Source organism: Streptomyces capillispiralis, assembly GCF_007829875.1.
GTDB lineage: Bacteria > Actinomycetota > Actinomycetes > Streptomycetales > Streptomycetaceae > Streptomyces > Streptomyces capillispiralis.
Genome location: NZ_VIWV01000001.1, coordinates 7,103,780 through 7,129,293, shown reverse-complemented (window position 1 = coordinate 7,129,293; position 25,514 = coordinate 7,103,780). Strand labels below are relative to the sequence as shown.

The 25,514-nt window shown below is 69.1% G+C and carries 16 protein-coding genes and 2 pseudogenes; 6 read left to right on the top strand and 12 right to left on the bottom strand.

Annotated elements, in window-relative coordinates; genetic code table 11:
* Nucleotides 1-182: 182 nt before the first annotated feature.
* On the top strand, nt 183-668 hold the full coding sequence (locus tag FHX78_RS31395; protein ID WP_145870765.1) for an NUDIX domain-containing protein: 486 nt from the start codon (nt 183-185) through the stop codon (nt 666-668).
* 148 nt (nt 669-816) lie between these two features.
* On the opposite strand, the gene FHX78_RS31390 is transcribed toward FHX78_RS31395, so the two are convergent.
* Nucleotides 817-1,707 (bottom strand): DUF5655 domain-containing protein, encoded by an 891-nt coding sequence (locus FHX78_RS31390; RefSeq protein WP_145870764.1) that lies wholly within the window; start codon nt 1,705-1,707, stop codon nt 817-819.
* Nucleotides 1,708-1,933: 226 nt separating this feature from the next.
* On the opposite strand from FHX78_RS31390, the pseudogene FHX78_RS31385 reads away from it, so the two are divergent.
* Nucleotides 1,934-2,839 (top strand): annotated as a pseudogene (locus FHX78_RS31385) (IS481 family transposase).
* A gap of 103 nt (nt 2,840-2,942) precedes the next feature.
* A complete protein-coding gene (locus tag FHX78_RS31380; protein ID WP_145870763.1) occupies nt 2,943-3,272 on the top strand; it encodes a hypothetical protein in 330 nt (109 codons plus the stop codon).
* A gap of 305 nt (nt 3,273-3,577) precedes the next feature.
* Here FHX78_RS31380 and FHX78_RS31375 read toward each other — a convergent pair whose 3' ends face one another.
* From FHX78_RS31375 to FHX78_RS37665, 4 genes and pseudogenes are all read right to left on the bottom strand, one after another.
* Nucleotides 3,578-4,261, bottom strand: coding sequence for a DUF6308 family protein (locus FHX78_RS31375; protein ID WP_145870762.1), 684 nt, complete (start codon nt 4,259-4,261; stop codon nt 3,578-3,580).
* Nucleotides 4,262-4,610: 349 nt separating this feature from the next.
* Nucleotides 4,611-4,952, bottom strand: coding sequence for a hypothetical protein (locus FHX78_RS31370; protein ID WP_145870761.1), 342 nt, complete (start codon nt 4,950-4,952; stop codon nt 4,611-4,613).
* Nucleotides 4,953-5,201: 249 nt separating this feature from the next.
* The gene (locus FHX78_RS31365; RefSeq protein ID WP_145870760.1) at nt 5,202-10,550 is read right to left on the bottom strand and encodes a sacsin N-terminal ATP-binding-like domain-containing protein; all 5,349 of its coding nucleotides are present in this window, start codon (nt 10,548-10,550) and stop codon (nt 5,202-5,204) included.
* 108 nt (nt 10,551-10,658) lie between these two features.
* Nucleotides 10,659-10,935: pseudogene (locus tag FHX78_RS37665) on the bottom strand (TetR/AcrR family transcriptional regulator); the annotation flags it as partial.
* 203 nt (nt 10,936-11,138) lie between these two features.
* On the opposite strand from FHX78_RS37665, the gene FHX78_RS31355 reads away from it, so the two are divergent.
* Complete coding sequence (locus FHX78_RS31355) at nt 11,139-12,059, top strand: hypothetical protein (RefSeq protein WP_145870759.1); 921 nt, start codon at nt 11,139-11,141, stop codon at nt 12,057-12,059.
* On the top strand, nt 12,044-15,664 hold the full coding sequence (locus FHX78_RS31350) for a DEAD/DEAH box helicase (RefSeq protein ID WP_145870758.1): 3,621 nt from the start codon (nt 12,044-12,046) through the stop codon (nt 15,662-15,664). The genes FHX78_RS31355 and FHX78_RS31350 overlap by 16 nt, the downstream gene beginning before the upstream one ends.
* Before the next feature lie 385 nt (nt 15,665-16,049).
* Here FHX78_RS31350 and FHX78_RS31345 read toward each other — a convergent pair whose 3' ends face one another.
* The 3 genes from FHX78_RS31345 to FHX78_RS31335 are packed head-to-tail and all read right to left on the bottom strand — an operon-like array spanning nt 16,050 to nt 17,687.
* Nucleotides 16,050-16,763 (bottom strand): restriction endonuclease, encoded by a 714-nt coding sequence (locus FHX78_RS31345; RefSeq protein WP_145870757.1) that lies wholly within the window; start codon nt 16,761-16,763, stop codon nt 16,050-16,052.
* Nucleotides 16,764-16,806: 43 nt separating this feature from the next.
* Nucleotides 16,807-17,481, bottom strand: coding sequence for a restriction endonuclease (locus tag FHX78_RS31340; protein WP_145870756.1), 675 nt, complete (start codon nt 17,479-17,481; stop codon nt 16,807-16,809).
* Entirely contained in the window at nt 17,481-17,687 is a 207-nt protein-coding gene (locus FHX78_RS31335) for a hypothetical protein (protein WP_145870755.1), read from the bottom strand. The genes FHX78_RS31340 and FHX78_RS31335 overlap by 1 nt, the downstream gene beginning before the upstream one ends.
* Nucleotides 17,688-18,878: 1,191 nt before the next feature.
* On the opposite strand from FHX78_RS31335, the gene FHX78_RS31330 reads away from it, so the two are divergent.
* Nucleotides 18,879-20,264 (top strand): MFS transporter, encoded by a 1,386-nt coding sequence (locus tag FHX78_RS31330; protein WP_189908639.1) that lies wholly within the window; start codon nt 18,879-18,881, stop codon nt 20,262-20,264.
* A 43-nt stretch (nt 20,265-20,307) separates the two neighbouring features.
* On the opposite strand, the gene FHX78_RS31325 is transcribed toward FHX78_RS31330, so the two are convergent.
* From FHX78_RS31325 to lnt, 4 genes are all read right to left on the bottom strand, one after another.
* Entirely contained in the window at nt 20,308-22,296 is a 1,989-nt protein-coding gene (locus tag FHX78_RS31325; protein WP_167531897.1) for a helix-turn-helix domain-containing protein, read from the bottom strand.
* A gap of 86 nt (nt 22,297-22,382) precedes the next feature.
* Complete coding sequence (locus tag FHX78_RS31320; protein WP_145870753.1) at nt 22,383-23,183, bottom strand: 3-hydroxybutyrate dehydrogenase; 801 nt, start codon at nt 23,181-23,183, stop codon at nt 22,383-22,385.
* Between the two features lie 55 nt (nt 23,184-23,238).
* Nucleotides 23,239-23,718 carry an NUDIX hydrolase gene (locus FHX78_RS31315; protein ID WP_145870752.1) on the bottom strand — a complete coding sequence of 160 codons (480 nt, stop codon included), beginning with the start codon at nt 23,716-23,718 and terminating at the stop codon, nt 23,239-23,241.
* Nucleotides 23,719-23,774: 56 nt separating this feature from the next.
* Complete coding sequence (gene lnt, locus FHX78_RS31310) at nt 23,775-25,385, bottom strand: apolipoprotein N-acyltransferase (protein ID WP_145870751.1); 1,611 nt, start codon at nt 25,383-25,385, stop codon at nt 23,775-23,777.
* Between the last annotated feature and the right edge of the window lie 129 nt (nt 25,386-25,514).

Here is a 25,514-nt window from a genome sequence, read left to right as displayed (position 1 = left end):
ACTGGCCTGGCGGCTTCAGCACTTGGGAGACCTCAGACGTTGGGACACTGGTCAGGCACGCCTACACCTCACCCTGGCCACGGCCTAATTCATGCTGGGTCCGCCGGGCTGGAGATCCGGTCGCCGCTAGGCCGCCCTCCGACCCGGTGCATGCCACACCGCGGCCAGAAGGAACTCACGCCATGGCCGACGTCGTGAGGCGCAGCGTGCGCAACATCCTCCGCGACGACGAAGAACTTGTCCTGATCAAGCGCATCAAGCCGGGCCGGGATCCCTACTGGGTGACGGTCGGCGGCGGCGTAGAAGCCGACGACCAGACCATCGAAGCGGCCCTCCACCGCGAGGTGTTCGAAGAACTCGGCGGCACAGTGGACCTCGCTGTACTCGCCTACCTGATCACCGACAACCTCAACGGCGGCATCGGCATCCAGCACATCCTGGCCGCCCGCCTGGTAGCTATGGACCTGACCACGCAGACCGGCGCGGAATTCACTAAACCGGAACGAGGCGACTACGAGGTCGTCCGAGTCCCGTTCACCCGCGACGCCCCCTGCGAACTGAATCTGGTCTGGCGCATCGCACGTAGATCCGACTCATCCTGGCCAGCCTCATTGGAGCCCAGAGTCCGCCCCCATCGCACCGGACTACCAGGCGGGCGAGCAATATAGCGGCGGAGTCCCGGTTACCGAAACCGGGACTCCGCCGTACCATTAGTAGTCCACCGCCACGTCCATAACCGCCACTGTGAAAGGCCAGTAGACAACGTCCATTCACAACCGAATAGCTGGCGTTGCCGTCTTACCGGCCATGAAGCCGTTACGCCGCGGCGTAGCTGAGCCGGAACAGTTCGAGGGCGCGCTCCAGGTCACGCTCGGTGCGCAGCTGCACTTCCAGGTCGCCCGTGCCGTGGTGGCCGAGCCCCTTCACGTCCCGCGTGAACCCGGGCACGAGGTCCACCCCCTGGGGGTCCGCCTTCAGGTAGACCAGCACCTTGGTCTGCTGGGGCGGTATGACGCAGGCGTAGTTCCGCAGCCGCTGATAGGCCACATACTGCTTGCGCTGGACACGGGTGACGTCCTCCCCAAGGCCGAGGAGAACCTCGTCGACAGCCTCGGCCAGCTCCGTCATGGCACCTGTACTCTTCGGGGTTGCCGGGAGCACGCCCGTGCGCCGACGAGCCCGTCGGCTCGCACCTGGCTGCCCAGTGACCGAAGCCACGGTCTCAAGCCCAATGAGGTCGTTGCCGAAGTACCGGTAGCGGACCAGGTCGATGCTGCGCCGGTGCTCACGTACGGCGTGGGCGTCGTAGCGGGTGAAGTCCCCGGCGATGCAGATCAGCCTAGGCGCGCTCCACAGGACCTGGGCCGCGGCTGGTACCCCAAGCCGGTCGCGGACCAGGCTGGCGAAGGCGCCTCTGTGCGCAGTGAGCCAGGCCATGTAGTACAGGCCCTGATTGATCACGCCGGCGTCCGTGCCGCGCTTGTACTCGACGATCACCGGTGCCCCGTTCTCGTCCATCCCCAGCGAGTCGATCCGTCCACCGTCGACGCAATCGATGACGTACTCGCTCGCGAGGAACGTGACGCCCAGCATCGTCTCCATGTGCGCCTCGACGAGGCTCTGCACGTCCGCCTCAACCCCAGCAAGACGCGGCATGACCTCGGCCACGCCGCATTCCGTCGTATGGAACAGCTTCAGGCTCGCCACCTTCCCCTCCTCGGCTAGGGATCGACAACGTCGAGCAGGTGCAGATTTGTTTCCACGGGGGGCTTCGGCTGCGTGCAGAAGGTGGGAGCCTTCCCTTGCCAGCGCACAGCCTCGCCTCCTGCGTCGCTGTCATACACGGTCTACCTGACCGCATCTGCTGGCTCATGTCGATCTGCTCCTCCGATTGATCGAGTGGCCGCAGTTCGCCCCGCCGACTTGCCTTCGCGTGCTCATACGGCCGAGGGCATTGCGCGAGGCGCGGCGCCAGCGGCGGGCCGCGGAACGCTTCCAGGTTTCCGTGAGCACGGCCAAGCGGTGGGCTGACCGCTACCGCCGGCTCGGCGAGGCAGGCATGACCGACCGGTCCTCCCGGCCACACACGACCCCACGACGTACCCCGACCCGCACCGAGCGCCGGACCATAAAGGTCCCCGTCCTTCGCCGCTGAGGACCGGCCCGCATCTACCTGCTGCGACCCGTTCCCTCGACGGTGCACCATGTGCTGACCCGATACCGCCTGGCCCGCCTCACCCACCTGGACCGGACAACCAGCCATGTCATACGCCGTTACGAGCGCGACCGCCCCGGTGAACTGGTCCACGTCGACATCAAGAAGCTCGGCAACATCCCCGACGGCGGCGGCCACAAGGTCCTCGGCCGACAAGCAAGCCGCAAGACCCGCGCCAACGCCGGCTACAGCTACCTGCACACCGCCGTCGACGACCACCCGCGCCTGGCCTAGCGAGATCCACTCGGACGAGAAGAAGGAGACCGCCACCGGCTTCTGGACCCGAGCCCAGGCGTTCTTCACCCGCGGGATCACCGTTGGACGGGTCCTGACCGACAACGGCGCCTGCTACCGCTCCCGCGACTGGCGAGACCTATTGACGGCGGCCGGGATCAGCCACAAGCGAGCCCGGCCCTACCGGCCCAGACCAACGGCAAGGTCGAACGCTTCAACCGCACCCTGCTCGACGAGTGGGCCTACGCCCGCCCCTACCGCTCCGAACAGGAACGACGCGACGCCTTCCCCGACTGGCTGCACACCTACAATCACCACCGCGGACACACCGCGCTCAAGGGCCAACCACCCGCTAGCCGCGTCCCCAACCTCACAGGGCAATACAACTAGGCCCGGGAGGAAAGCCCGTAAGCGCCTGGCCGGCGACCCAGGACTACAGCTGGTCCCATTCCGGCTACGACTGCTCCATCGATGCACCGGTCACGTCGCCCTGTTGAGCTACTGGCTCATGGACGGCGCCAGCCTGCGCCAGCATCCGAGCAGACCGTTCTGGTACGACACCAACGGCACCCATCAGGTCCAGCACCGGACCCACAGCCGGCCCACCGGCAAGGTCAGTAACCTGCTCGTGGCTGAGGATTGGCTCTTCGAACGCCTCTCCGCTCTCGGAACGGGCCTCGTTCAGGGGATCCTCGGAGAAGGCCAGCCCGTGACCACCGAACCGCGCACCTGGCAGGAGTTCAGCCAGGCGGCTGGCGCGCGGACCAACACCCGCACCATGATCACGCCGAGAATCAGCACGGTCAGAAACAACTACCACTGACGTGGCACTGGCGGCACTGCGTCCCCACACTCTGCATAGAACCGAAAGAGTGGCTCCGGGCAGCGGGAGTGCTCAGGGACTTTTCTGGGACTTCCGGCTGCATCAACGGGTATGAGCGTGAAACAGCCGAAAGTTCATTCACCAGGTCAGGAGCGCGTAACCACCCATCAGAGCAGCTCACTGGGCTGCCTGGTCTCTTCCGGGACATCTGCCCGGTAGGGCTCAATGTGTCTGCGCTTAGCCTCGCCCGCCCTCGGTGCCCCATCGGCCTCCGCATGTGCCTTCCCACCACTCCACCTCAGGGCTCAGTTCGTCGCGACCTGGGCCTGCCGACCTTGGAGCATCCAGGCGATGACGTCGAACACACGCAGGACGCCGATGTCCTCACCGATACCCGCCTTGCCGCGGAGATGGATCAACTGATCATGGAAGGCACCGTTGTCCACCCGCAGGGCCGCAGACAGCGCGGCCCAGAAGGAGTGGTCCACCTTCGGTCGCTCGAATAGCTGCTTGATGCGGATGTCGTAGATGGGGATGAGGTGCGGCCGCTTGCGGGCCAGCAATTTACCTGCCACAACCGGGCCGCTGCCGTCGGGTTTCCCTGGGTAGTGCTTGGTGCCAGCTAGGCGTTCCCACAACTCCCACGCAGGTCCACCCTCCTCCATGAGCGCATCGCTTCCAGGATTCTCCAGGCGCGCGTCACGAGGGATTAGCGACAGCAGGCGCGCCCAGTGCCCGTCGGGGTCGGTCAGCAAGTTGATCGCCCCATGCGGCTCCAGGGAGACGTTGAGCATGGTGATGGCTAACAGGTCGTTGCTGTCGAAGCGGTCTGCGACATGCTCGGCGTCGCCGCCCCCGCCCAGGCGCTCGAAGTGCGCGCCGGAATAGAACAGGTCACCGCTTGACCGTCGTCGGGTGAAGTACTCGACCAGCAGACTCACAGCATTCTCGTCGTCCCAGTAGATCTCCGGGATCTGCAATCCGATCACTAGAGGCCCCCAACTCCCTCGCGCACAGTGACACGTCGGCGGACTGTACAGCAGTGAGATCAGACGGTGGCTCGGGCGGAATGCGCCCCCGACGCGCGTGCCTGCGCTACACCGTTTTGAGGTGTGGGATGGCTTCTTGCACCGATCCCACCCACGCGGCGGCCGCGATAGCCAGCCGCGAATAGGCTCGCATGCGGCTGGCCCTTGCCGACCAAGTGCAGTGCGAGCAGCCGGGTTTGGATACCTATGACGGCATCCTCGGCGTCATCGACGGCGGGCTTTCCTTCGATGAGAGAGTCGCCTGATGGCCAGCAAGCAGACCACGAAGGGCCGGGACCCTGCGGCTCACTCACTTCGGCACCTCCGGCAGCGCCGGCACCGTCGAGATGGACTGGATGGTGGACTCCCACTCCCCAGTCCGCGTGTTCTTGAACCGAAGATGCAGCACCTCGAACTCGTCCGGCACCCAGTCGAACTCGCCGACCTCGTCCTGGTCGAAGATCTGGTGCTCCGCGAACAGCTTGGCGAGCTCGATGTCCGTGGACGCCTGCATGATGAACTTGCCAACCTTAACGACGTGCATCACCGGACGACCCTGCGCCTCCGCCACCCGGACGCTCTCCCAAAACGGCTCGTACCTCCTGGCGGACTTGGTCATCCCAACCCACTCGTCGCGCCTGATCTCGCTCACTTTGGCCCCTCCAGCTTGCTCGTCATCACCGGCGTCCAGCTCTGCACATACTCCACCTTCGGCGGCTTTACGACCGCCAGGCGGTTGGCCCCCTGCACGGGCTCCGCTTCCGCCTCCACGCGCAGCGCCGCGTGACCGTGCGGAGCCACCGGCTCGGCTCGGCCGTGCCCACTCAGTGTCCAACCCATGCTTGCCAAGCTCGTCAACAAGGCCGACGTCTCACAGCCAGCCGGGCCCGAACTTATTGGTTCAGCCAATGTTGAAGCGGAGCCTCAGCTGGGTGCTAACCAGTTCGTAGCCTGCGAGGTCCGGGGCGCCGAATGGGTTGGGCAGGACGGTGATGGCGCGGCGGTCGCGGTCGAAGACATGGGAGACGTACACGATGAAGTACGTCTCGCCCGGGGCCAGCCGGGAAGCGCGTCGTACCTCCGACTCGCCCAGGATGATCTCTCCGCTGTCGCCCGTGGACGCCTTGACCTCGTAGAGGTAGGTCGCGTCGCCGTCGTGGATGAGGAAGTCGTAGCCGAGCCGGTCGTCCCCCGGCTGTGCTCCGGCGAGTCCGTGCACGCGCAGGCTGGACTTCCATGAGTCCTGTGGTTCGACGCCGAACTGCTTGTGCAGCCAGGCGGCCACCGCCGCCTCTCCCGCTACGCCCACCGGCACGGTGCGGTCTTGGTCGTTGCCCGCGGCCTGGTAGGAACCGCCCTGCGATCCCGTTCCGGGCTGTGACGGGGTGCGCGGCCGGGGAATGCGGGGCGCGAGCGTGGTCACGGCCGTGGCCGAAGTGGCGCGTTGTTCCGGTGTCAGGTCCGCGGCCACCTCACGGGCCAGTGCGGCCAGGTCGTCGGGGCCCGCCGGGACGAGCCTGCCGTTCAGAGCCACTTGGGGGCCGGGCACGGGTGCTCCGGACTGGCCTGTGCCCGCGGCCGTGCCGCTGTTCCCGGCAGGCGCCGACGAGCTCGTCGGGGACAGCCCGAGTTGGGCGCGCCGGTCCGACAGGGGCATGTCCGTCGGCCAGTGGCCGTGGTGGCTGAGCCAGGTGATCAACGCCTTCGTGGATAGGACCTCGAAGTCCAGCAGCCCTTCGTCGTCCAGCGCTCGTAGCACCTCTTGCGGGGGCGGCGGCACCACGGTGTGGCTCGTCGGGTGCAGACGCTGCCATTCCTGGATCAGCTGCCGTAGACGCGGCAGGTGCTGGTGGACAGCGGTGGTGGATGCTTCGCGGACCTCGGTGAGCGGCGGCAGCGCGCGGGACGTCGGCGGTTGTGCGGGGAGCGATCGGGTCAGCCAGGCGTCCGCGTGAGCTTGGAGGAGCTGGTCGGTGAGGTCCCAGAGTGTCGTGTGCCAGGTCGGGTCCGGCGCGAGTGTGGGCAGGCCCCGCAGGCGCACGTAGGCGGCCAGGGACCGGCCGGAGCGGTGGACGTCGGCGTGGGCGTCCCTGATTCGCTCGGCGAGTGCGGGACGGTTTCGCTGGAGCCAGGTCGCGAACTGCCGTTCGTGCCGGTCGGTGTTGTCGATCTGCGGCAGACTCAGTGCGCGCCAGGCGCGGTTGGCTTCGGCCAGGGTTACGGACAGGGCCCTCAGCTGCCGTTCCGGATCGTCGTCGTCGAGGAGCCGCATGAGGCGTTCCGCGTCGGGTGCGCCGGTGCGGGCGGTGAGCCAGGCCAGGAGGGCTGCACGGTCGGGGAATTCCTCGACGCGCTGTTGGAGCTCCTCCGCGAGGTCGAGGTAGAGGCAGGCGAGGAGCGGCACGAGCCGCGCGCTGCCGGAGCGCTGCGAGGCGCGCTCGGCGAGGATTACGCGCAGCTGGTGCTGCCGTAGCTCCAGGACGTCCGCGAGATCCTCCTCGGAAACGTCGTCCGTCTTCAGGTCCCGCTCCTCCAGCCGGGTCAGTGCCTTCCACAGGATGTCCGCGAGGTAGGGCGCGCGGATGAGAGCGGCCAGGGCGGGTGCGGCGGTACGGAGCACCCGCCAGCCGGTGCGCGCCCCGTTGTGCATGACGACGACACAGGGCCGGTCGGGGTGTGGGTGGAGCAGGGCGCGGTCCGTGCCGTTCTCGGTGAGACGGTGTCCGGCGATCCAGACGACGGCCTCGTCGGCCACGGTCACCTCGCAGCGGCGCAGCAGGGTGGTCGCCTCGGCCACGGTCACGGGCTCCGTCCGGGACGCGCGCTCCTCGTCGAACTCCACCAGGGCCGCGACCAGGGTGAGCAGCCAGGGGCCCGCGTACTGGGTCAGCGGCAGGCGCATCGCCTCACGGACGGGCAGCCCGTCGGCCTGGATGTCGTGTGTGGCGTCGCCGCACCGTTGGACGTCGAACGTCGTCCCCTGGTCGAGGAAGGCGTGGACCCGGGCGCCCAGCGCCCTGTCCCTGATCGGGATCACAGGTACCGGGACGCGGTCCAGGAGGGCCCGGTTCTGGGCGCCGTCCGGGTCCGGGACGAAGACCGGCTCGTCCGTCTCCGCCGCGTCCAGGGGTTCGAGTGCACCGGCCCGGTGGACCAGCAGCCGGTGCGGTGGCGTGGCAGGCCCGCCGTCGGTGGTGCGTGTGCCGCCGTTCGCGGGCAGCAGCTGGGCCCACGCCTTCTCGTACTCCTGCCCGATCTCGTGCGCGTGCCTGCCTTCGCGCAGGTGCGGGCCGGCCTGCACCAGGTTGGGCAGATGGCTGAGCCGGTCGAGCGCGGTGCCGGGGTCGTCCCAGGAGCGGATGCCGAGCAGGCCGAGGCGTGCCACGAGCTTGGCGGACCGCCTGCTGCGCAAGGTCGCGGGCACCACGCTGAGGAAAGGGGGCGGGGACTGTGTGCCCTGCCACCACCAGGCCCGGCCCGCCGTGGCGAACACGATCCCCTCAGCGGGAGCGCCTGGGACGGTGGTCTGCGGGATCCACGGCGCTTGGGCGAGGAAGGCGGCCAGCGGAGTGGGCCAGGGGGTGCCCGCGGAGTCGGTGTGGCGTACGAAATGCATCTCCAGCGCGGAGTCGAGCCAGGAGAAGGCGAGGCCGTGCACGATGAGTTCCGCGTAGAGCCTGCGGTCCTCCTCGCCGAAGGCGGCGTAGTCGTCCTGTCCGGGCAGCACGTCCGCGGAATGGGCGCGTGAGTGGTAGGCCACCTTGAGGTAACCGACCCGCCGCCGGTTCGGCCAGCGCTCGGCGGTCGTCCGCCACTGCGGCAGCAGATCCCGCCGGTTCGGAACCCAGAACCGGGCGGGCCAGTTGAGGTCCTGGCCTCGCACTTCGGTGCGAAAGACCTCGTGCCGGGGACGCAGGCCGTGAGCGACGTCGTGCCGTTCGAGGAAGCGCCGCATGGCTTCGACGGGGAGCGTGTCCCCGCACAGCTCCTCGGGGCGCGGGAGGAGCCGCTGCTCCGTCTGGGTGAGTACGGACGACAGTCCCCGGGCGCGCTCCAGGAACCGGGTCAGAGTGTCATCGATGGAAGAGTGCTCACCGGGCCATCCCGGCCCGAACATGGCGCGGCTCGCCTCCTGCCAGCCGCCGCGGGTCGGTACGCGGAGATCCTTCAGCTGCGGAGCCCTGCGCCCCTCGGTCTCCAGCGCGTGGGATACCGCGCAGGCGTAGCGAAGGCAGGCCAGGCGCACGCCGTCCTCGACTCCGCCCTCTCCGTCCGCCCTCAGTGCCGCGGCCACGACCTCGAGCACCCGGTCGGCTCCGTACTCGTGGACGAGGCTGGCGGTCCTGAGCCAGGTGCGGCCCTGCGCTCTGCGCTTGCGGCCCTTGCCGGTCCAGGCGATGCCCTCGTGCACGAAGTGCAGACGGCCGGACAGCCCGTCGGGCAGGGCCGGAAGGGGGCCGCCCCGCGGGGACTCGCGGTCGAAGAAGACGCCTTCCCTGCCAGCCGGTGCCGGCAACGCCGACTCGGATGTGAGGATGATCCGCTTGCCGGTCAGGTCCGAGCCGTCGGGGAACTCCTGCGAGAGGTCGTAGTAGAAGTCCGCCCACCATCCAGGGTCGAAGGGGGCGCGGGCGGCGGCCTCAGCGAGCCGCTCCGCCCAGGAGGCGAGGCGCTCCGGCGGCGGTTCGAGGCGCGTGCCCACACTTCTCGCGAGAGACACCAGCCGCCGCAGCCGTACGGAATGCAGCTGCGGGTCGAGGAGTTCGGTGACCCCACTGGCGGCGACCGCGTGCGGGGTGAAAGCCGTGGCGTGTTCTTTGCGTTCCCACAGCACTGCCCGGTGCAGGGAGGTGCGCGTGCCGGACGCCGTGGCGATCACAGGGATGAGCGGCACCTCGGCGATCCCGTGACCGAGCCGCTGGAAGGAGGAGGCGAGCCGGGTCAGTGCTGTGGGCGACCGCCAGCACATCAGGTCGACCAGCGCTCCGGCGGGAACGGGGGCCCGTCCCTCGGCCGTGGCGAGCACCGCGCGGGCACACGTCTCGGCCACGGTGTCGAGGAGCAGGCCGTTCCACGGCACCGCCTCGTTGAACGAGCGCCGGTTCATCTCGGCGAAGAACGGGGCGTGGACGAAGCCGCGCACGGGCGCCGGAATCTGCTCGCCCATCGGCAGGAAGGCGTAGAGCCGCCCCTCCCGCAGGGGATCGGTGACCGGTACGGCGACGCGTACCTCGGCCTTCTTCTCCCAGGCCATCCAGTCGCGTCGCATCCCGCTCTTCTCGATCGACGCGGTGAGTGCCTCCCGGGCGCGGTCCGGGTTGGCCTTCCCGCAGACGACGATCAGTCGCATCCGCCGGCGCAAGGTGACCTGCTGCACCTTCAGGCCGCGGGCCTGGTGCAGCACCTCCACCTGGCGGTCATACGTCTTGCCCCGAGTTTTCCCTGCGACCCGCCGCTCCAGCCGGACACGTTCCAGACGGTCAAGAAACAGCTCGAACGGGGCGCTGTCGTCCATGAGTTCCCGCACCTGCGCCCCGGCGGCCGAGCGTGCGTCGGCCGACTTCAGCGGCAGACGGACGACGGTGACGAAGCCGCGGCGCACGAAGTTGTGGACACTCTTCGGTGCCTCCTCCAGGAAGACCGGCACCTTCAGCGTGAGCAGGTTCTCCTTCAAGTAGTCGGCGAAACCGACGCGTTCGGGTGCCACCTCCCGGGCGAGCGCGTCGTAGTCATCGAGCCGGGCGAACCGGAACGTGAACCCGTCGGGGACCCGGGATCCCTCCCTGGCCACGCTGTAGATCTCGGGCGCGTCGCACAGGTGCAGCACGCTCTTGAAGCCCACGCCCTTGTGGCCGATCCCGGCGTCGGCACGCTTGCTGGACAGGGCGATGCTGCACAGGTCCTTGAAGTTCTTGCCGCCGAACGGCTTGCCGCCATTGGCCACATAGAGGGTGCCGTGCTCACCCTCGTCCTCGTCCAGCCGGATCTCGATACGTCCGTCGGCGGCGCCGGCCAGGTGCGCGTCGTGCGCGTTCTGCAACAACTCGATGAGCACCCGACCCTCGTACTCGGGCGCGATGATCGTCTCGGCCACCGCCTTGGCCTCGCGTGCCGCGTCCCGGCCGTCGTCCCAGTCCCGCAGACAGCCCCGCACCTCGACCAGTGCCTTGTCGTGAACGCGCTTGCGCACCGCGGCCCTACGGCGCTCCCGCACCCGCTCCGCCGACACTCGCCGACCCCCCGCTGCCATACCGCTGCTCCCCACCCCGTGCGCCTCCCGCCCCGCTCTGCCGGTGATCCTACTGAGCGGGAAGGAGCCTTCGAGCGCGGTCGATGTGCACCGGCATCGGACCCTTGATCAGACTGCTTCAGTCAAGGCTGCGTGCGCGGCGGCGAAGATCTCCCCGGAGCGCGGGGAGCTTTGAGGGCCCGGGATAGGACCAGCGCACCGAACAGGGTGCAGAGGCGGACGATGCCGTCCTGGTCGTCTCTAGCTAGGAATTCGGCGAAGTCGGCCACCCCGTCGACGTAGACGCGACGGGCCTCGCGCCACCGACCTCGCGCGCGATGTCGGTGGCGAGCGCAGCGACCGGACAGCCGTCCGCCGGGTCGTCGCGGTGCTCGACGGAGAGGTAGCCCATTCCCTCGCCGTCCCGGCCCTGGGGAGCTTGCGACTGGCAGACCTCAGGCGCCTTGCACCACGACCTCGTACTCACGGCGGACAGCGCGCCAGGGCATGTAGCCGTCAGCTACCCTCGGACGCGCCCAGGGCTGCTGAGCGGCTTGCTCCCTAAGGCCCAACGTCTAGTCAGCCGCGGGTGGGAGACACGCGACCTTCATGGCGACTGCAGGTGGCAATGGTGGCCGCGTCCCCCCTTCTATAGGTCAGAAGCTCGCCGCACGGCACGGCAATCGGATCACCGCGTTCACGAAGCGACAGCGCCATGGTGTGCAGCAGCCGTGCCCTTGGGAGTTCGCCTCGCTGGCCGGACTCGTCCCAGAAGAGCGCGCAGCGATCGCCTGGATCGTCGCCGAGGCGGTGATGCGACAGCGCTGCCGCAAGTTGCCGCATGTCTTCGCTCTCTGGCGAGCAGTGGCGCTTGGTGAAGCAGCACTCGACCCGCGCCAGCAGCGCTTGATCAAGGAGTTCGCCAGTCCCGTCTTCAAGCCTCAGACGAAGCCAAACGCAAAGCCGCACCACGGCGTCCCCGGCCATGTCGGTGAGTGGCTGTGGTACCTACTTGCTCTCGAGACGCCTGACCTGCCGGGTCGAACCACTGAGTACTTGGCTGAGCCGAAAGTGAACGTCAACGACGGCGGCGGCGACGGGCTGATCATCCGGCGTACCCGAAGCGGCTCGGGACCGGAACTGGTATTCCGGCTCTGGGAAATGAAGAAGTACACCGGCAAGGACGACTCGATCACGGCCACCGTGACCGGCGCCTGGCAGCAGCTCAGCGAGAATGGCGCCGCGTACGTGCTGTCCCAGACGGCCTGGGCAGACCGCGAGTTCGCGGGTGATCTCGGTGCGTTCGTCAGTCAGATGGTCGAGATGTGGATCGACGGCCACCCCAGTAGCGGCGCAGGAGTCAGCGTGGCCACCAACACCTCTGCAGCACCCACCGAGGCGTTCACCACCTCGCACACTCACATCCCGCACCTGACACATCCCGGTGCGCTGGAAGGGCTCGTCATCGCCATCGACAACTTCGCGGAATTCGCCGAGCACGTACAGGAGCTGGTGTGGAGCGCACTGTAGATCCACAGATCCTGGCTCAAGCACTGGGTGTCCATGAGACCGGCATCCTGCCCTCCCCCGAACAACTCGCCGCTCTGATCGCCGACATCGAAGTCGCAGCGATCCGTGCCGATTCGGAGGTGCCGGATCAGCTTCTCGGCACCGCCTGGTACCTGCACGGGGTGGCCGCCGCGGCAGAGGGCACTGAGCTGTATGACCCGGTACGGCGTAGACACGCGTTTGCCGTCAGCGCCCACATCCTCGAGCTGGCTCTGGGCGATCCCCGGCACCAGATCCGCGCCGCCGAATTCTCTGTCGACGCGGAAGCAGAACGTCCATCATCCGCGCAGCCCCCGGAAGTGATCCGAGCCCGGCGCCTGGCCATGGCCTTCGGCGCACAGATCGGCTACCGGCGTTGCGAGCAGGACCCCAACGCCACCGCGGTCTTCCGCCAGATCGACCAGACAGACTCCCTTCTGATCACTGAGGCGGCCCTGTCGAGCCACCTCGACACACTCGCCGTCGAAGCCGCAGTGGCGTTCCTGGGGATGCAGCGTCGCCGTCTCGCCCAACTGCTGCGCCGCTGGCGTTCTCAGTTCAGAGATCTCGCCCAGCTCGCCGACGCTCCCAACTTGCACGGCACCGTCTATGGACCCGCCGAAGCGGTCGTCGACGCCTGTGCGTACCTGACGCGATATCTCACCCGGGCCGACGCGCCGGCATTGGAGCAGGCTCGGACCCGGCTGCGCGACGTCGTCACCGGGGAAGCGGGCATGGCCGACCGCTCGGCACGCTGGGTGGCAGCACACCTGCTGGAGTTCTTGGGAGATCTGGCCGCCGACAGCCTGCAGGGGCTATTGCCCGACGGATCTCCGCCAGCCCTCGCGCGGACCTTCGCTCTGTCGGATCCACCGGTGATGACGCTGTGGCCGCCGCAACGTTCCCTGCTCAAGAAGGCCAACCCGCTGGATGAGAACACCCGCCGCCTGCTGATCAGTGTGCCCACCAGCGCCGGCAAGACCCTGATGGCGCAGCTCATCATTTGCGCCCACCTCGCCGACCACGCGGAACGCGTGCTGTACGTCTCACCGTTGCGAAGTCTGGGCCGTGAGATGCGTCAGGCACTACGCTCGCGCCTGCGCGTCCTGGGCCGGACTCTCGCTGCGGACCAGCCGGACTTTCCGGCCTCCGGAGCCCCCCTCACCAGCGCCGATAGCGACGTGGAGATCTCCACTCCTGAGCGACTGATGCACGCCTTGCGCCAAGATGCCCATGCCGCATTGGACGGTGTTGGACTGATCGTGATCGACGAGGCTCATCACATTCAGCAAGGAGAACGTGGATTCCTCCTCGAAGGGCTCCTCGCCTTCTGTCAGGCGCATCCCCGCCCGCCACGCCTGGTGTTGCTGTCCGCGGCCGTCGGAAACCACGGTGAACTCGCGGCCTGGCTCGATGATGAACAGCCCCCAGAGAAAGTGGTGTTCACCGACGCATGGCGCGGACCGCGACGCCTACACGGACTGCTTACCCCTGAACTCTTTCGCGACCAGCAGGTGCGCAGGACACTTCCGCCGCACCCGAACCGCACGCGAACCACTGAGCTCCGAGTGCCGATGGGCCTACGAATCAGTGTCCGTCCCACCACGACCGGCCAGACGTACTCGATGACCACCCGGCCGGAAGAGCCTCTGGGCACACGCATCTACCTGGAAAAGACGCCCGGCGACACCAGTGCCAAAGCACCCGCATCTGTTCCTAACCGCACCTTGTTCGCCTTCGGAGCCGCCCACCTGGCACGAGCTGGCAGCGTCCTGGTGGTCTGCGACTCACGGAACTCGGCCAAGACGATGGCCCGCGCCGTCGCTGAGTTTCTGCCCGAACACGCTCCCGCCGCACAACTGGCCGAATTCCTCGCCGATACCCTGGGAGCCGAGCACCCCCTGATTGATTGTGCGCGCCACGGCGTCGCCTACCATCACGCCAGGCTCCCGGCCGAAGTCTTGCGCGCCGTCGAAGATGCGCTTCGTGACGACAAACTGAACGTGATCTGCTGCACCAGCACCCTCACCGACGGCGTCAATCTGCCCGTGCGCTCTGTTGTCATCCACAGCGACGTCGACGACGGCAGACCCCACCGCTGGTCGGGACGACCTCAGATGCCACCTGCCCAACTCCTTAACGCCGTCGGGCGAGCTGGCCGCGCCGGCCGCGAAAGTGAAGGCTGGATCCTACTCACCCGTCACAGCAATCCGCGTACGGCGGACTATAGCCTGCTTCAGCCTGGAGCCGACCGGCTTCACGTACTTTCCGCGCTCGGATCCGAAGACGCTCTGGCTTCCCTCGCCGAGGCGGAGGAGCTCATCGCCCAGAGCGCCAACGCTGTCCTACGTCTCGCGGCCAGCCAGGCGGCGGACTTCGCCTCATACGTCTGGTTCACGCTCGACGCGCTCTCACGCATCCCCACGCTCACCGAGCAGCCGCCCCTCGCCGCTGTCCAACGACTTCTGGCCATGCGCCAATTGCCGGACGAGCTCGCCCAGCGCTGGATGCGTCTCGCGGTCAAGGTCGCTGATGAATACGCAGCTACCGATGAAGGTGCACGCCGCCGTTGGACCACCCCTGGGACCAGTATCAGGTCCGCCCGCACCCTGGACGCCGTTGCAGAAGTCCTGACCGTACTCCTTCTGCGGGATCCGGCAGCTCCCACACCGGTTCCTCCCGGCTTCTGGGGAGAGGCCCTCGCCGATGCTCTGGCCTCCGAGTGGCCGCTTCAACAAGCCCTGGACTTCTTTGATCAGCACAACGTCTACAGCCTTCTGCTCAGTCTCCCCGAGGCCAAGGATGCCTGGACCTTCACCGAAAAGCCGAGGGGGAGGAGCAACAAGATCACTGTCGACATCGCGGCAGCGGTGGCGGCGTGGATCGGCGGCCGCTCCATCCCCGACCTCTCCACCGACTGGCTGCCATCGCTTCCGCCCGAGTGGGCCCTGGAACAGACCGTCAGCAATATCAGCAGCACCTTCGAGCACTACCTGTCCTGGACCCTCGGCGCACTGATCAACCTTGTCAACGCCCGCCTTGAAAACGCTCATGCCACATTCCGGCTCCCGTCCACGGCCGGATGGCACCTGCGCCACGGAGTGGACACCCCCCACGCCCTCAATCTCCTGAACGCCGGTATCACGTCTCGCCGACTGGCCCACAGCATTGGCCGTTCGGCCAAGACCCAACACATTCGCCCCGAAGACCTTCGCCAGTGGCTAACCGATCTCCATATCAACCGGTGGAAGAGCGACTTCAACGCCAACGCCTATGAGACCGGTGAACTCCTCGAGTACACCCGATTCCGTAAGCGAAGCCTGATCAACGACTTGTTGGACACCGAGCGTTGCTCTTTGCAGGTAATTCCTTTCGCCGCTGCTCCCGAGGCACCTCTAGCGGTGCGGATTCGAAATGACGCCACGGACACGCCCGATCCACTGACCGTCTCCGACGGAACCAGGGACCTGGCGCGGGTACCCGCCGACGCTCACATCGACGTGCTCACCGTCCTTGACAGCGGAATCGACATAGAGGTCACCCTCTGCCGCGACCGGCTCACCTTCCGCCTGCCGCGCTCTACCTGATCGGTTCCTCATGCTGATGGTCAGCCCGGACGGCTGCCTCGGAGGCAGTGAGTCCGCTACTGCGGCCTTGCGGGGCAGCCTCAGTACCTACCCGCCGAGCAGCAAGGTCACGGATCGTCAGGAAGCGCGCTTCAGAAGGTGAGCGGCTGGGGTAGAGAGCCCATTGGGGAGGACCGGCATGCCGGAGACCGCGGCGTCATCACAGGTGTGGGTGTGTCGCCTCACGATCTCTCGACCCAAGGCCGCCTCGCGGTGGGGAGCTCTTCGCCGGGAGGGGCCGGGCCGACCTCCATGACAACGCGCCGCACCGGACTGAGCCCGAAACGGGACCACCGGCCACTAGGCGGGATCTCCCGGGACGGACTCAGCTCCGTGTGCGCTGGCATCAGTGTGTCGTGCTTGGGATGCCGAGGACGTCGTAGAGGTGCTCGCCGTGGGCCCATCGTTTCAATTCCGGGCGGCTCATGAGGATGAGCTGGTGATGCTGGGCGAAGTCGATCGCCGGCTGCGTGAAGCCGTTGAGCGCGATCATGATCGGGAGGTCGGCTCCGTGGTGCGGGCGGGCTGTCCCGTTGAACTTCTGCACGTGGCCTGACCCGACTGGGCTCTGATACTGCTTGCACTGCACGATCAGGAGGCGGTCTTGGTCATCGCGAGCAGTGATGTCCACGCCGAGGTCACCGGCGCCCCCGACCCGCTTCGGACGCCGGAATCCGTCACGGGCCAGGAGATCAGTGCACGCCTGCCCGAAACCCGTCGCGCTCATCGACGAAAGCTGCTTCATCTTGAAGGTCAGCGCGTCCGCTTCGATCGCATCGCCAGAGGGAGCGGCGAACGTTTCGTCCGCGTTGGCGTAGGTGTTGGCGCCGAACAGGAACGACAGGATTCTGCCGAGCAGGAGCAGCATGGACACTCCGCCGACCACGAAGAGCCCGGTCCACCACGGGTGATCGGCTATCAGCCCCCACAGATCTACGGTGATCCACTGGCCGACGTCCTCGGTGAGCCACTCCCAGAGCATCTTTCCGACGGCCAGCACGATGACCGCATACAGCAGGAACTTCAGCAGCGGGTCGAGCGACCCGTCCTCGTCGAACACCACACCTCCAGACGTCTTGGGCAGCGATCACGATCTGTGCCAGTCATGCCACACGCCTGAATCGGCTCGGGCGGGAGCGCGCGGACCATCCGAGGAGCTCGTGCAGAGCGGCACCGTCCTCGGCCCAGCGCCGTAGCTTTTCCCGGTCGATCCAGTGGACGCCGTGCCGGTCGCCCCACGCCATGGCATCGCGTGTGAAGGCTCCGTTGGTGACGACGACAGCGTGATCGGCTTTGTGGACCGGCCCGGCCGTCCCCTTCACCGCGTACATCACAGCTGAGCCCACCTTCCCGCCGACGCGGGTGTGCTTGGCCTGCACCACGATCCGGCCGCGCTGCGGATGGTCACCGATGACGTCGGCGGCCTGGTCGCCGCCGCCACCCACTCTGCGGGCCGGCCAGCCGTCGCGGACCAGCAGATCCCGCAGGGCGTACTCGAAGCGACGGTCGTCCATGGTGTCGAACTCCGCGAGCATGATCCGCAGAGTGGCCAGCCGCTCCTTCTCCCGACGCCGCATCGTGGCCGCCTGCCTGATCCGCCACGCCGCGACGGCTCCCGTGAGCAGAGCGAAAGCCAGCAGGGCAGGCCAGGCCGCCTTCAGTGTGCCGACCGCGATGGCCGCCGTCCGCGCCACCAGGACGAGCACAGCCAGGGCGACTACAGCCGCTGCGACCAGTTCCGCGGCACCGCGAGGGCGCCGCAGACGTATCCGTCCCATCAGCGGTCGGCCGTCGCGCTGGCCGCCGGCTTCGGATCCGTCGGCGGTGTCGTGGCGGTGGACTCACTGAACCCGAACACCTGCCCCCACAGCCACACGCCGGCCAGTAAGCCGGCAATCATCCAACCGCTCATGCGCTTGGCGCTCCTGGGCTTCGGATTGCGACGGATGTGACCGCGTACCCGGTGGACCGGCACCTTCGACATGTTTCCCTCTCCCGTCGGTGGGCCGCGGAGCGCGGCTCATCCCAACAAAAGGATGTAGCAGTGGGCACTGACAGCAGCTGATGGGTCATCACGGCGCTACGCCCCGGTCGAGTCGCCATCAGGCCAGGAGGGCCCACACCGTCAGGCCAATTCACGGGGCCGAGCCTGAGGCAGCTCAGCTGGGCGAATGCCCTTCTCAGCTCCCAAGCGGTTCACCATGGCCCTTTCCGCCAGCCCTCACGCAGCGCGTGACTGTCCGTCTCTCACCTGCGGAAACAGCCCCGGTCACGCCAAGCGGAGCTCTGCCGACGAATGGCGAAAAGCAGCGGAAGCGCACTCACAGCCATAGTGCGCCGGCGCCGCCCCTTCAAGCCGTGGTTCTGCGACCATGACCCGGGGGCGTCACAGGGTCGGGAGGCACTGGTAGGCACTGATCAACCCGCCGCCGCGACGCCTCGGCCAACCGAGCCCCCACGGGACGAATTCTCAACGCGGTGTCGTCGCGGTCCTGCGAGGACAGCGCCACGGTTGTAGGGCCGGGCCGAAGAAACCGCCGCTGGCCTCCGCCAGCGCCGGATCCAGCCTTGGTGCAGCCCGGTCAGGACAGTCTTCTGCGGCCCGTCGTCGCCTCTCGAAGCAATGCCGAGGCCGTCATCGTCGTACAAGCGCAACATGCGAGCAGCGCTCATCACCACGAACCTTCGAACCAAGATCCGGGCCATACCCGGACCAGCCCTCCGTAGCTTGTGGCGATCGAGGCTGTTTTCGCTGGTCAAACTGCATCTGAGCCGTGTACCACCAGCAGACCAAGAACCTCCCGGGACCAACCCGCACCGCGCCCAGACGCAGCGCCTTGTCCGTGCCGACGGCGACTGAGCGGCAAGGCCGGACTCGGTCTCTCAGTCCGGTCACCTGCCACGCAACGACTGCGAGTCGATCAATCCCAGATGCGCGAGTTCAACCGAGCGTAGTCAGCACCACACCGTCAATCACCCTGAACCACGCGTCCCGGACAGCACTCGTTTCGACCATCGCCGTTCCTCTGAGACGCCTTTCCACAAGCTGGCATGGTGGCCTCACGCATAGCCGACCCTCGAACTATGTTGCCCCGCCACATGTGCGCCTGACCTGCGGATTCCTACGGTGTGGCGACACGCAAACGTCCCCGTCACACCCCAGGAAGTGGTGCCGATGTCGTCGCCCGCAGCCGCTCCACCCGCCCCGAACAGCCTCAAGCGGATCGTCGCCGCGTCCCTCATCGGCACCACCATCGAGTGGTACGACTTCTTCCTCTACGGCTCCGCCGCCGCGCTCGTCTTCAACGAACTGTTCTTCCCGGAGTCCGACCCCCTCGTCGGCACCCTGCTGTCGTTCCTCACGTACGCCGTCGGGTTCGCCGCGCGGCCGCTGGGCGCGCTGGTCTTCGGGCACTACGGGGACCGGCTCGGCCGCAAGAAGCTGCTGGTGCTGAGTCTGCTGATGATGGGCGGGGCCACGTTCGCGATCGGGCTGCTGCCGACGCACGCCACCATCGGCAGCCTCGCGCCCGTGCTGCTCACCGTGCTGCGGCTGGTGCAGGGCTTCGCGCTGGGCGGCGAGTGGGGTGGTGCCGTGCTGCTGGTGTCCGAGCACGGGGACGCGCGGCGGCGCGGGTTCTGGGCCTCGTGGCCGCAGACCGGCGCACCGGCGGGGCAGTTGCTGGCGACCGGTGTGCTGTCGCTGCTGACCGCCCTGCTGTCGGATTCGGCGTTCGGGTCCTGGGGCTGGCGGATCCCGTTCCTGCTCTCCGGTGTGCTGGTGATCGTCGGGCTGTGGATCCGTCTGTCGGTCGACGAATCGCCCGTGTTCAAGCAGGCGCTGCAACAGGCCGAGGCCCGCACGGCGGACGCCGGCGCCGAGCGGATGCCGGTCGTCGCCGTCCTGCGGCACCACTGGCGTGACGTGCTGGTGGCGATGGGGGCGCGGATGGCGGAGAACATCAGCTACTACGTGATCACCGCGTTCATCCTCGTGTACGCCACGACCTCGGCCGGAGTGTCGAAGCAGACCGCGCTCAACGCGGTGCTCGTCGCCTCGGCGATCCACTTCGCCACCATCCCGGCCTGGGGTGCGCTGTCCGACCGGTGGGGCCGGCGCCCGGTGTACCTGATCGGCGCGGCGGGTGTGGGACTGTGGATGTTCCCGTTCTTCGCGCTCATCGACACCGGCGGCTTCGGCAGCCTGCTCCTCGCGGTGACCGTGGGCCTGGTGCTGCACGGGGCGATGTACGCGCCGCAGGCCGCGTTCTTCTCCGAGATGTTCGCGACCCGGATGCGCTACTCCGGCGCCTCGATCGGTGCCCAGTTCGCCTCCGTCGCGGCAGGCGCCCCGGCGCCGCTGATCGCCACCGCGCTGCTCTCGGACTACGGCAGTTCGACGCCGATCGCGCTGTACGTCATCGCGGCGAGCCTGCTGACGGTCGTCGCCGTGGCGGCGGCCAAGGAGACCCGCCACCGCGATCTGGCGGAGGTGGCCCCGTCGGGTGACACGGGCGGGCCGGAGAAGGCTCCGGCCGCTCAGGACGCGCGGACGGTCTGACCCGGCACGGCCCCGGCCCCCGTCCGCCCCGCGCGGACGGGGGTCAGGGCTGTGCGGGTGGCCGGGCGCCCGCCGACAACCGGTGCAGGCGCAGGGCGAGCTGGATCTCCAGGGCCCGGGCCGGGCTCTGCCAGTCGTCGCCGAGGAGACGGCCGACGCGGTCCAGCCGCTGGGCGACCGTGTTGACATGGACGTGCAGGTCGTCCTTGGTGCGGGCGGGGCTCATGCCGCAGGCGAAGTAGGCGTCGAGGGTGCGCACCAGCTCGGTGCCGCGTCGCGCGTCGTACGCCACGACCTGGCCGATGGTGCGGTCCACGAAGCCCGCGATGTCCCGCTCGCCGGCCAGCAGCAGCCCCAGGAAGCCGAAGTCCTCCGCCGCGGAGCCGTCACCGGAGCGGCCGAGCAGCCGCAGCGCGTCGAGGCAGCGCCGGGCCTCCGCATAGGCGGACGCCACGGTGTCGGGGCCGGCGGTGAGGTGTTCGACGGGGGCCGACGCGCCGACGGTGACCGGTTCGTGGACGGCCGTTCCCAGGTGGCGGGCGGTGCGGCGGGCCAGGTCGGTGGCGGTGTCCCCGGTGGTCAGGGGCAGCAGCAGGACCGTGCCGCCGTCGCGTGCGGCGGCCAGGCCCTGACGGGTGGCCGCCAGGTGCGAGGCCGCCGCCCACAGCCGTCTGCGGGCGTCGGCCTCCTGGTCGGCGTCGGCGGTGCCGCCCTCCAGGCGGGCGGCGAGCACGACGTGGGTGGCGTCGAGGTCGGCGTGCAGCCGGGCGGCGCGCTCGCGCAGCAGGCGCGGGTCCCGGTCGCGGGCGTCGAGCAGGTCGTCGAGCAGCTCGCCGCGGACCCGCTGTTCGGCCTCGGCGGCGGAGCGGCGGGCGAGCAGCAGCAGCGAGGTGACCATGGCCGCGCGCTCCAGTGTGCGCTGGTCGACGGGGTCGAGTCCGGGGTGGCCGCGCAGGACGAGCGCGCCGAGCAGTTCGTCGCCGGCGGTCACGGCGGCGATCCAGTCGTCCCGGTGCCGTACCGCGTGGCCCTCCGCCCGCGAGGACTGCAGGGCCGGGGCGGGGGCCGCGGTGGCCTCGGTGAACTCGACGGTGCCGTCCAGGACCTGGGAGACGGCGGCGGCCACGTCGTGCACCCCGCCGCCGCGCAGGACCAGCTCGGCGAGGCGGTCGTGGACGTCCGAGGCGCGTTCGATGACCGCGCTGCGGTCCCGGATGATCTCGTTGGCGCGCTCGAGGCCGGCGAGGGCGGAGCGGGTCTCGGCGAGCAGGTTGGCGGTGTCGAGGGCGGCCGCGGCGAGGGCCGCGAAGGAACCGAGCAGGGCGATCTGCTCCCGCTCGAAGACCCGGGCCCGCCGGTCCGCGGCGAACAGGACGCCGATGACGTGGTGCCCGAGCATCAGGGGCACCCCGAGGATGGCGACGAGCCCTTCGTCGCGCACACCGGTGTCGATGGAGTGGGTGTGCCGGAACCGGTCGTCGCGGAAGTAGTCCTCGGTGACGTAGGGGCGGGCGGTCTGGGCGACCAGGCCGCCGAGCCCTTCGCCCATGCCGAGGCGCAGCTGCTGGAAGCGGGCGGCGACCGAGCCCTCGGTGACCCTCATGTACGTGTCGCCCCTGGCCGGGTCGTTCAGGCTGAGGTAGGCGACGTCGGTGCCGAGGAGCGAGCGGGCGCGCTGCACGATGGCCCGGAGCACGGCGTCCAGGTCGCGCAGTCCGGCGAGGTCGTGGGCGGTCTCGAAGAGCGCGGACAGTTCCGCCTCGCGGCGGCGGCGCCCCTCCAGCTCCGAGCGGACGCGCAGGGCGAGCAGCTTTGCCCGCTCCAGCTCGGCGATGTGCTCGGTGGGCAGTCCTTCGGCGCGGGCGAGGAGCACCGGCCGTTCGTAGGCCTCGGCGGACGCGCCGCGGGCCAGCAGCTCGAGGAACGGCGCCTCGGCGCTGCCGGAGCCCGGGCGGGTGCCTGGGTGGGCCCGGCCCGGCGCTGCGGCGGCGGGGCCGGTTCGCTCGGCGGACTGCACGTGATCGCGGGACATGCTCACAGGATTCCTCATCCCGCGGCCGTCCCGTCAGGCCTGTGGAGAACTCCGCGGCCGACGTCCGGCCGCTGACGGCCGATGCCTCAGTGCGCGGTCCAGCCGCCGTCCATGACCAGCGAGGTGCCGGTGACGAAGGAGGCCCCCGGGCCGCACAGGTAGGCCACCGCCTCGGCGACCTCCTCCGGTTCGATGAGCCGCTTGACGGCGCTGTCCTTCAGGAGCACCTCGGACAGGACGCGGTCCTCGGGGAGGGCGTGCGCGCGGGCCTGGTCGGCGATCTGCTTCTCGACCAGTGGGGTGCGCACATAGCCGGGGTTCACACAGTTGGAGGTGACACCGTGGGGCGCGCCTTCGAGGGCGGCGGTCTTGGACAGTCCCTCCAGGCCGTGTTTGGCGGCCACATAGGCGGACTTGTAGGCCGAGGCGCGCAGACCGTGGACCGAGGAGACATTGACGATGCGGCCCCACCCCTGGCCGTACATGTGGGGCAGGGCGCCCCGGATGAGCCGGAACGGGGCCTCCAGCATCACGGTGAGCACCGTGTGGAAGACCTCGGGCGGGAACTCCTCGATGGGGCGGACCAGTTGGAGTCCGGCGTTGTTGACCAGCACGTCGGTGCCGGCGGCGGCGAGTTCCGCGGCGTCAAGGTCGGTGAGGTCGAGGAGGTGCGGCTCGACGGTCCCCGTGAGGCCCCGGGCCGCTCCGGCGAGCGCCTCCAGTCCGGTCGCGTCCCGGTCGACGGCTCTCACCTTGGCCCCGGCGGCCGCGAGCCGCAGCGCGCAGGCGCGGCCGATGCCGCCGGCGGCACCGGTGACGAGGGCGGTGCGGCCGCCGAGGTCGAGCGAGGAGGCGTGGGGGGTGGGAAGGGCACGGGGCGCGGTCATGGGTCCGACCCTAGGCAGCACCCATGGGTCGCCCCATGTGGTCGAGCCCTACAGTTCAGCTGCTTCCAGTGGGGTCGAACCATGTGGGTGCGTCCGACACGGCCTGCTTGATCCGCAGCTGCGCGAACTCGTTCAGCTCCGGCAGCGCGTCCACGTCGAACCAGCCGACCTCCAGCGACTCGTCGTCGTTGACCCGTGCCTCACCCCCGACGGCACGGCAGCGGAAGGTGATGTCCATGTACTGGCACATGTCGCCGTTGGCGTACGTCACCGGGTCCAGGGCCTGCACCAGTACGACCCGCTCGACGACACAGCGCACCGCGGTCTCCTCCTCGACCTCCCGCACGGCGCAGGCCGCCGGCTGCTCCCCCGGGTCGGGGATGCCGCCGATGACCGACCACTTGCGGGTGTCCGAGCGGCGGTGCAGGAGCACCCGCCCCTCGTCGTCGAAGACGAGCGCGGTGACCCCGGGGAGCCACAGCAGCTGATGACCGGCGGAGGCGCGCAGGGTGCGGATGAAGTCGGGAGTAGCCATGTCCCGACCTTAACCGGCACGCCGGGAGCCCGGCCCGCACTTTCCAGGGCGTACGCCTACACGTCACCGGTGCGCCGCCCGCGCACCCCGCTGCCGACGGCCCAGCCCAGGCCGCCCACGGCGACGAGCACCAGGGCGATCTCCGGGAGGACGCCGAGACGGGTGGCGGGGGTCTGCGAGGAGCGCAGCGGGACCTCCTGGACCAGCGAGTCGGCGACGAACATGCCGGTCCGCTGCGTGATCCGCCCGTCGGGCATGATGATCGCGCTGACGCCGCTGGTCACCGGGACGGTGACGGCGCGGCTGTGCTCCACGGCGCGCACCCGCGACATGGCGAGCTGCTGGTAGGTCATCTCGCTGCGGCCGAAGGTGGCGTTGTTGCTGGGCACCGAGATCAGCTGGGCGCCCGCGGTGACGGTGTCGCGCACCGCCCAGTCGAAGGCGGCCTCGTAGCAGGTGACCAGGCCCACCCCGGTACCGCCCATGCGGAACACGCCGGGCTCGCCGCCCCGGCTGAAGTCCTGGCGGACCATGGACGTCCAGTCGGCGTTGATCGCCCCCACGAGCGAGCGCAGCGGCAGGTACTCGCCGAACGGCTGGATCTGCCGCTTGTCGTAGGTGTCGACGGGGCCCTTCACCGGGTCCCAGAGGATCTGCTCGTTGAGCAGCTTGCCGTCCCTGGCGACCACGCCGCCGACCGAGACGGGCGCGCCGATGGCCTTGGCCGCCTCGTCGATGACGTCGCGGGCGTCGTCGTTGGTGAAGGGGTCGATGTCGGAGGAGTTCTCCGGCCACAGCACGATGTCCGGCCGCTCCGCCCGGCCGGCCGCGACCTCGGCGGCCAGGCGCCGCGTCTCGCGCGCGTGGTGGTCGAGGACGGCGCGCCGCTGCGCGTTGAAGTCGAGGCCCAGGCGCGGCACGTTCCCCTGGATGACCGCGACGGTCACGGCGCCTGTCTCGGCTCTGTCGTCGACCAGGGTCCGGGCCGCGAGGGCCGCCACGAGCGGAACGGCGACGCTCAGCACGCCGACGGCCGCCGCGGCCCGCCGCACGGTCCCGGTACGGCGGGCCTCCAGGGCGAGCCGCGCGGTCTCCAGGAGACCGAAGCCGCACAGCACGACGGCGAAGCCGAGCACCGGGGTGCCGCCGAGAGCGGCGAGCGGCAGGAAGACACCGTCCGCCTGACCGAAGGCGATCTTGCCCCAGGGGAAGCCGCTGAACGGCACCCGCGCGCGGGCCGCCTCACCGGCGATCCACAGCGCCGCCGCCCACACCGGCCATCCGGGCAGCTTGGACACCGCGGCGACACCGGCGCCGACCAGCGCGACGAAGACCGCCTCGATCACCACCAGCGCGATCCACGGACCCGGGCCGACCTCCACGCCGGTCCACACCAGCAGGGGCAGCAGGAACCCGAGACCGAAGAGGTAGCCGAGACCGAGGGCCGCCTTCCAGTTCCGGCCGCGCAGCACCCAGCCGAAGACGGCGAAGGCGGGCAGGGCCAGCCACCACAGGGTGCGCGGCGGGAAGCTGACGTAGAGGAGCAGGCCCGAGAGCGCGGCTGCGGCGGCCGGGAGGAGGCGCACGAGCCGGCGGCCCCGCGCCGGGGGCGCGGTCTGCGGCGGCATCGGGTCCGACTCGCCGACGGAGGTTGCGGTGACGGTCACTCCGGGAGTCTACGGCGGCTGACCTGGCCGCCGACAGCACGGTGGGGGCGGGGTGGACGAGACCGCACGCACCGTGCGGCCCGTCGGGAGGCGGTAGGTGCCGCATCGTTTCCGCGCGACATGTCGGCA

Excerpts from the sequence above, each read along its gene's own strand:
- FHX78_RS31395 (WP_145870765.1), top strand. The coding sequence starts at position 183 with ATGGCCGACGTCGTGAGGCGCAGCGTGCGCAACATCCTCCGCGACGAC.
- FHX78_RS31365 (WP_145870760.1), bottom strand. The coding sequence starts at position 10,550 with ATGGCAGCGGGGGGTCGGCGAGTGTCGGCGGAGCGGGTGCGGGAGCGC.
- FHX78_RS31355 (WP_145870759.1), top strand. The coding sequence starts at position 11,139 with ATGGCGACTGCAGGTGGCAATGGTGGCCGCGTCCCCCCTTCTATAGGT.
- FHX78_RS31340 (WP_145870756.1), bottom strand. The coding sequence starts at position 17,481 with ATGGGACGGATACGTCTGCGGCGCCCTCGCGGTGCCGCGGAACTGGTC.
- FHX78_RS31335 (WP_145870755.1), bottom strand. The coding sequence starts at position 17,687 with ATGTCGAAGGTGCCGGTCCACCGGGTACGCGGTCACATCCGTCGCAAT.
- FHX78_RS31330 (WP_189908639.1), top strand. The coding sequence starts at position 18,879 with ATGTCGTCGCCCGCAGCCGCTCCACCCGCCCCGAACAGCCTCAAGCGG.
- FHX78_RS31325 (WP_167531897.1), bottom strand. The coding sequence starts at position 22,296 with ATGTCCCGCGATCACGTGCAGTCCGCCGAGCGAACCGGCCCCGCCGCC.
- FHX78_RS31320 (WP_145870753.1), bottom strand. The coding sequence starts at position 23,183 with ATGACCGCGCCCCGTGCCCTTCCCACCCCCCACGCCTCCTCGCTCGAC.
- FHX78_RS31315 (WP_145870752.1), bottom strand. The coding sequence starts at position 23,718 with ATGGCTACTCCCGACTTCATCCGCACCCTGCGCGCCTCCGCCGGTCAT.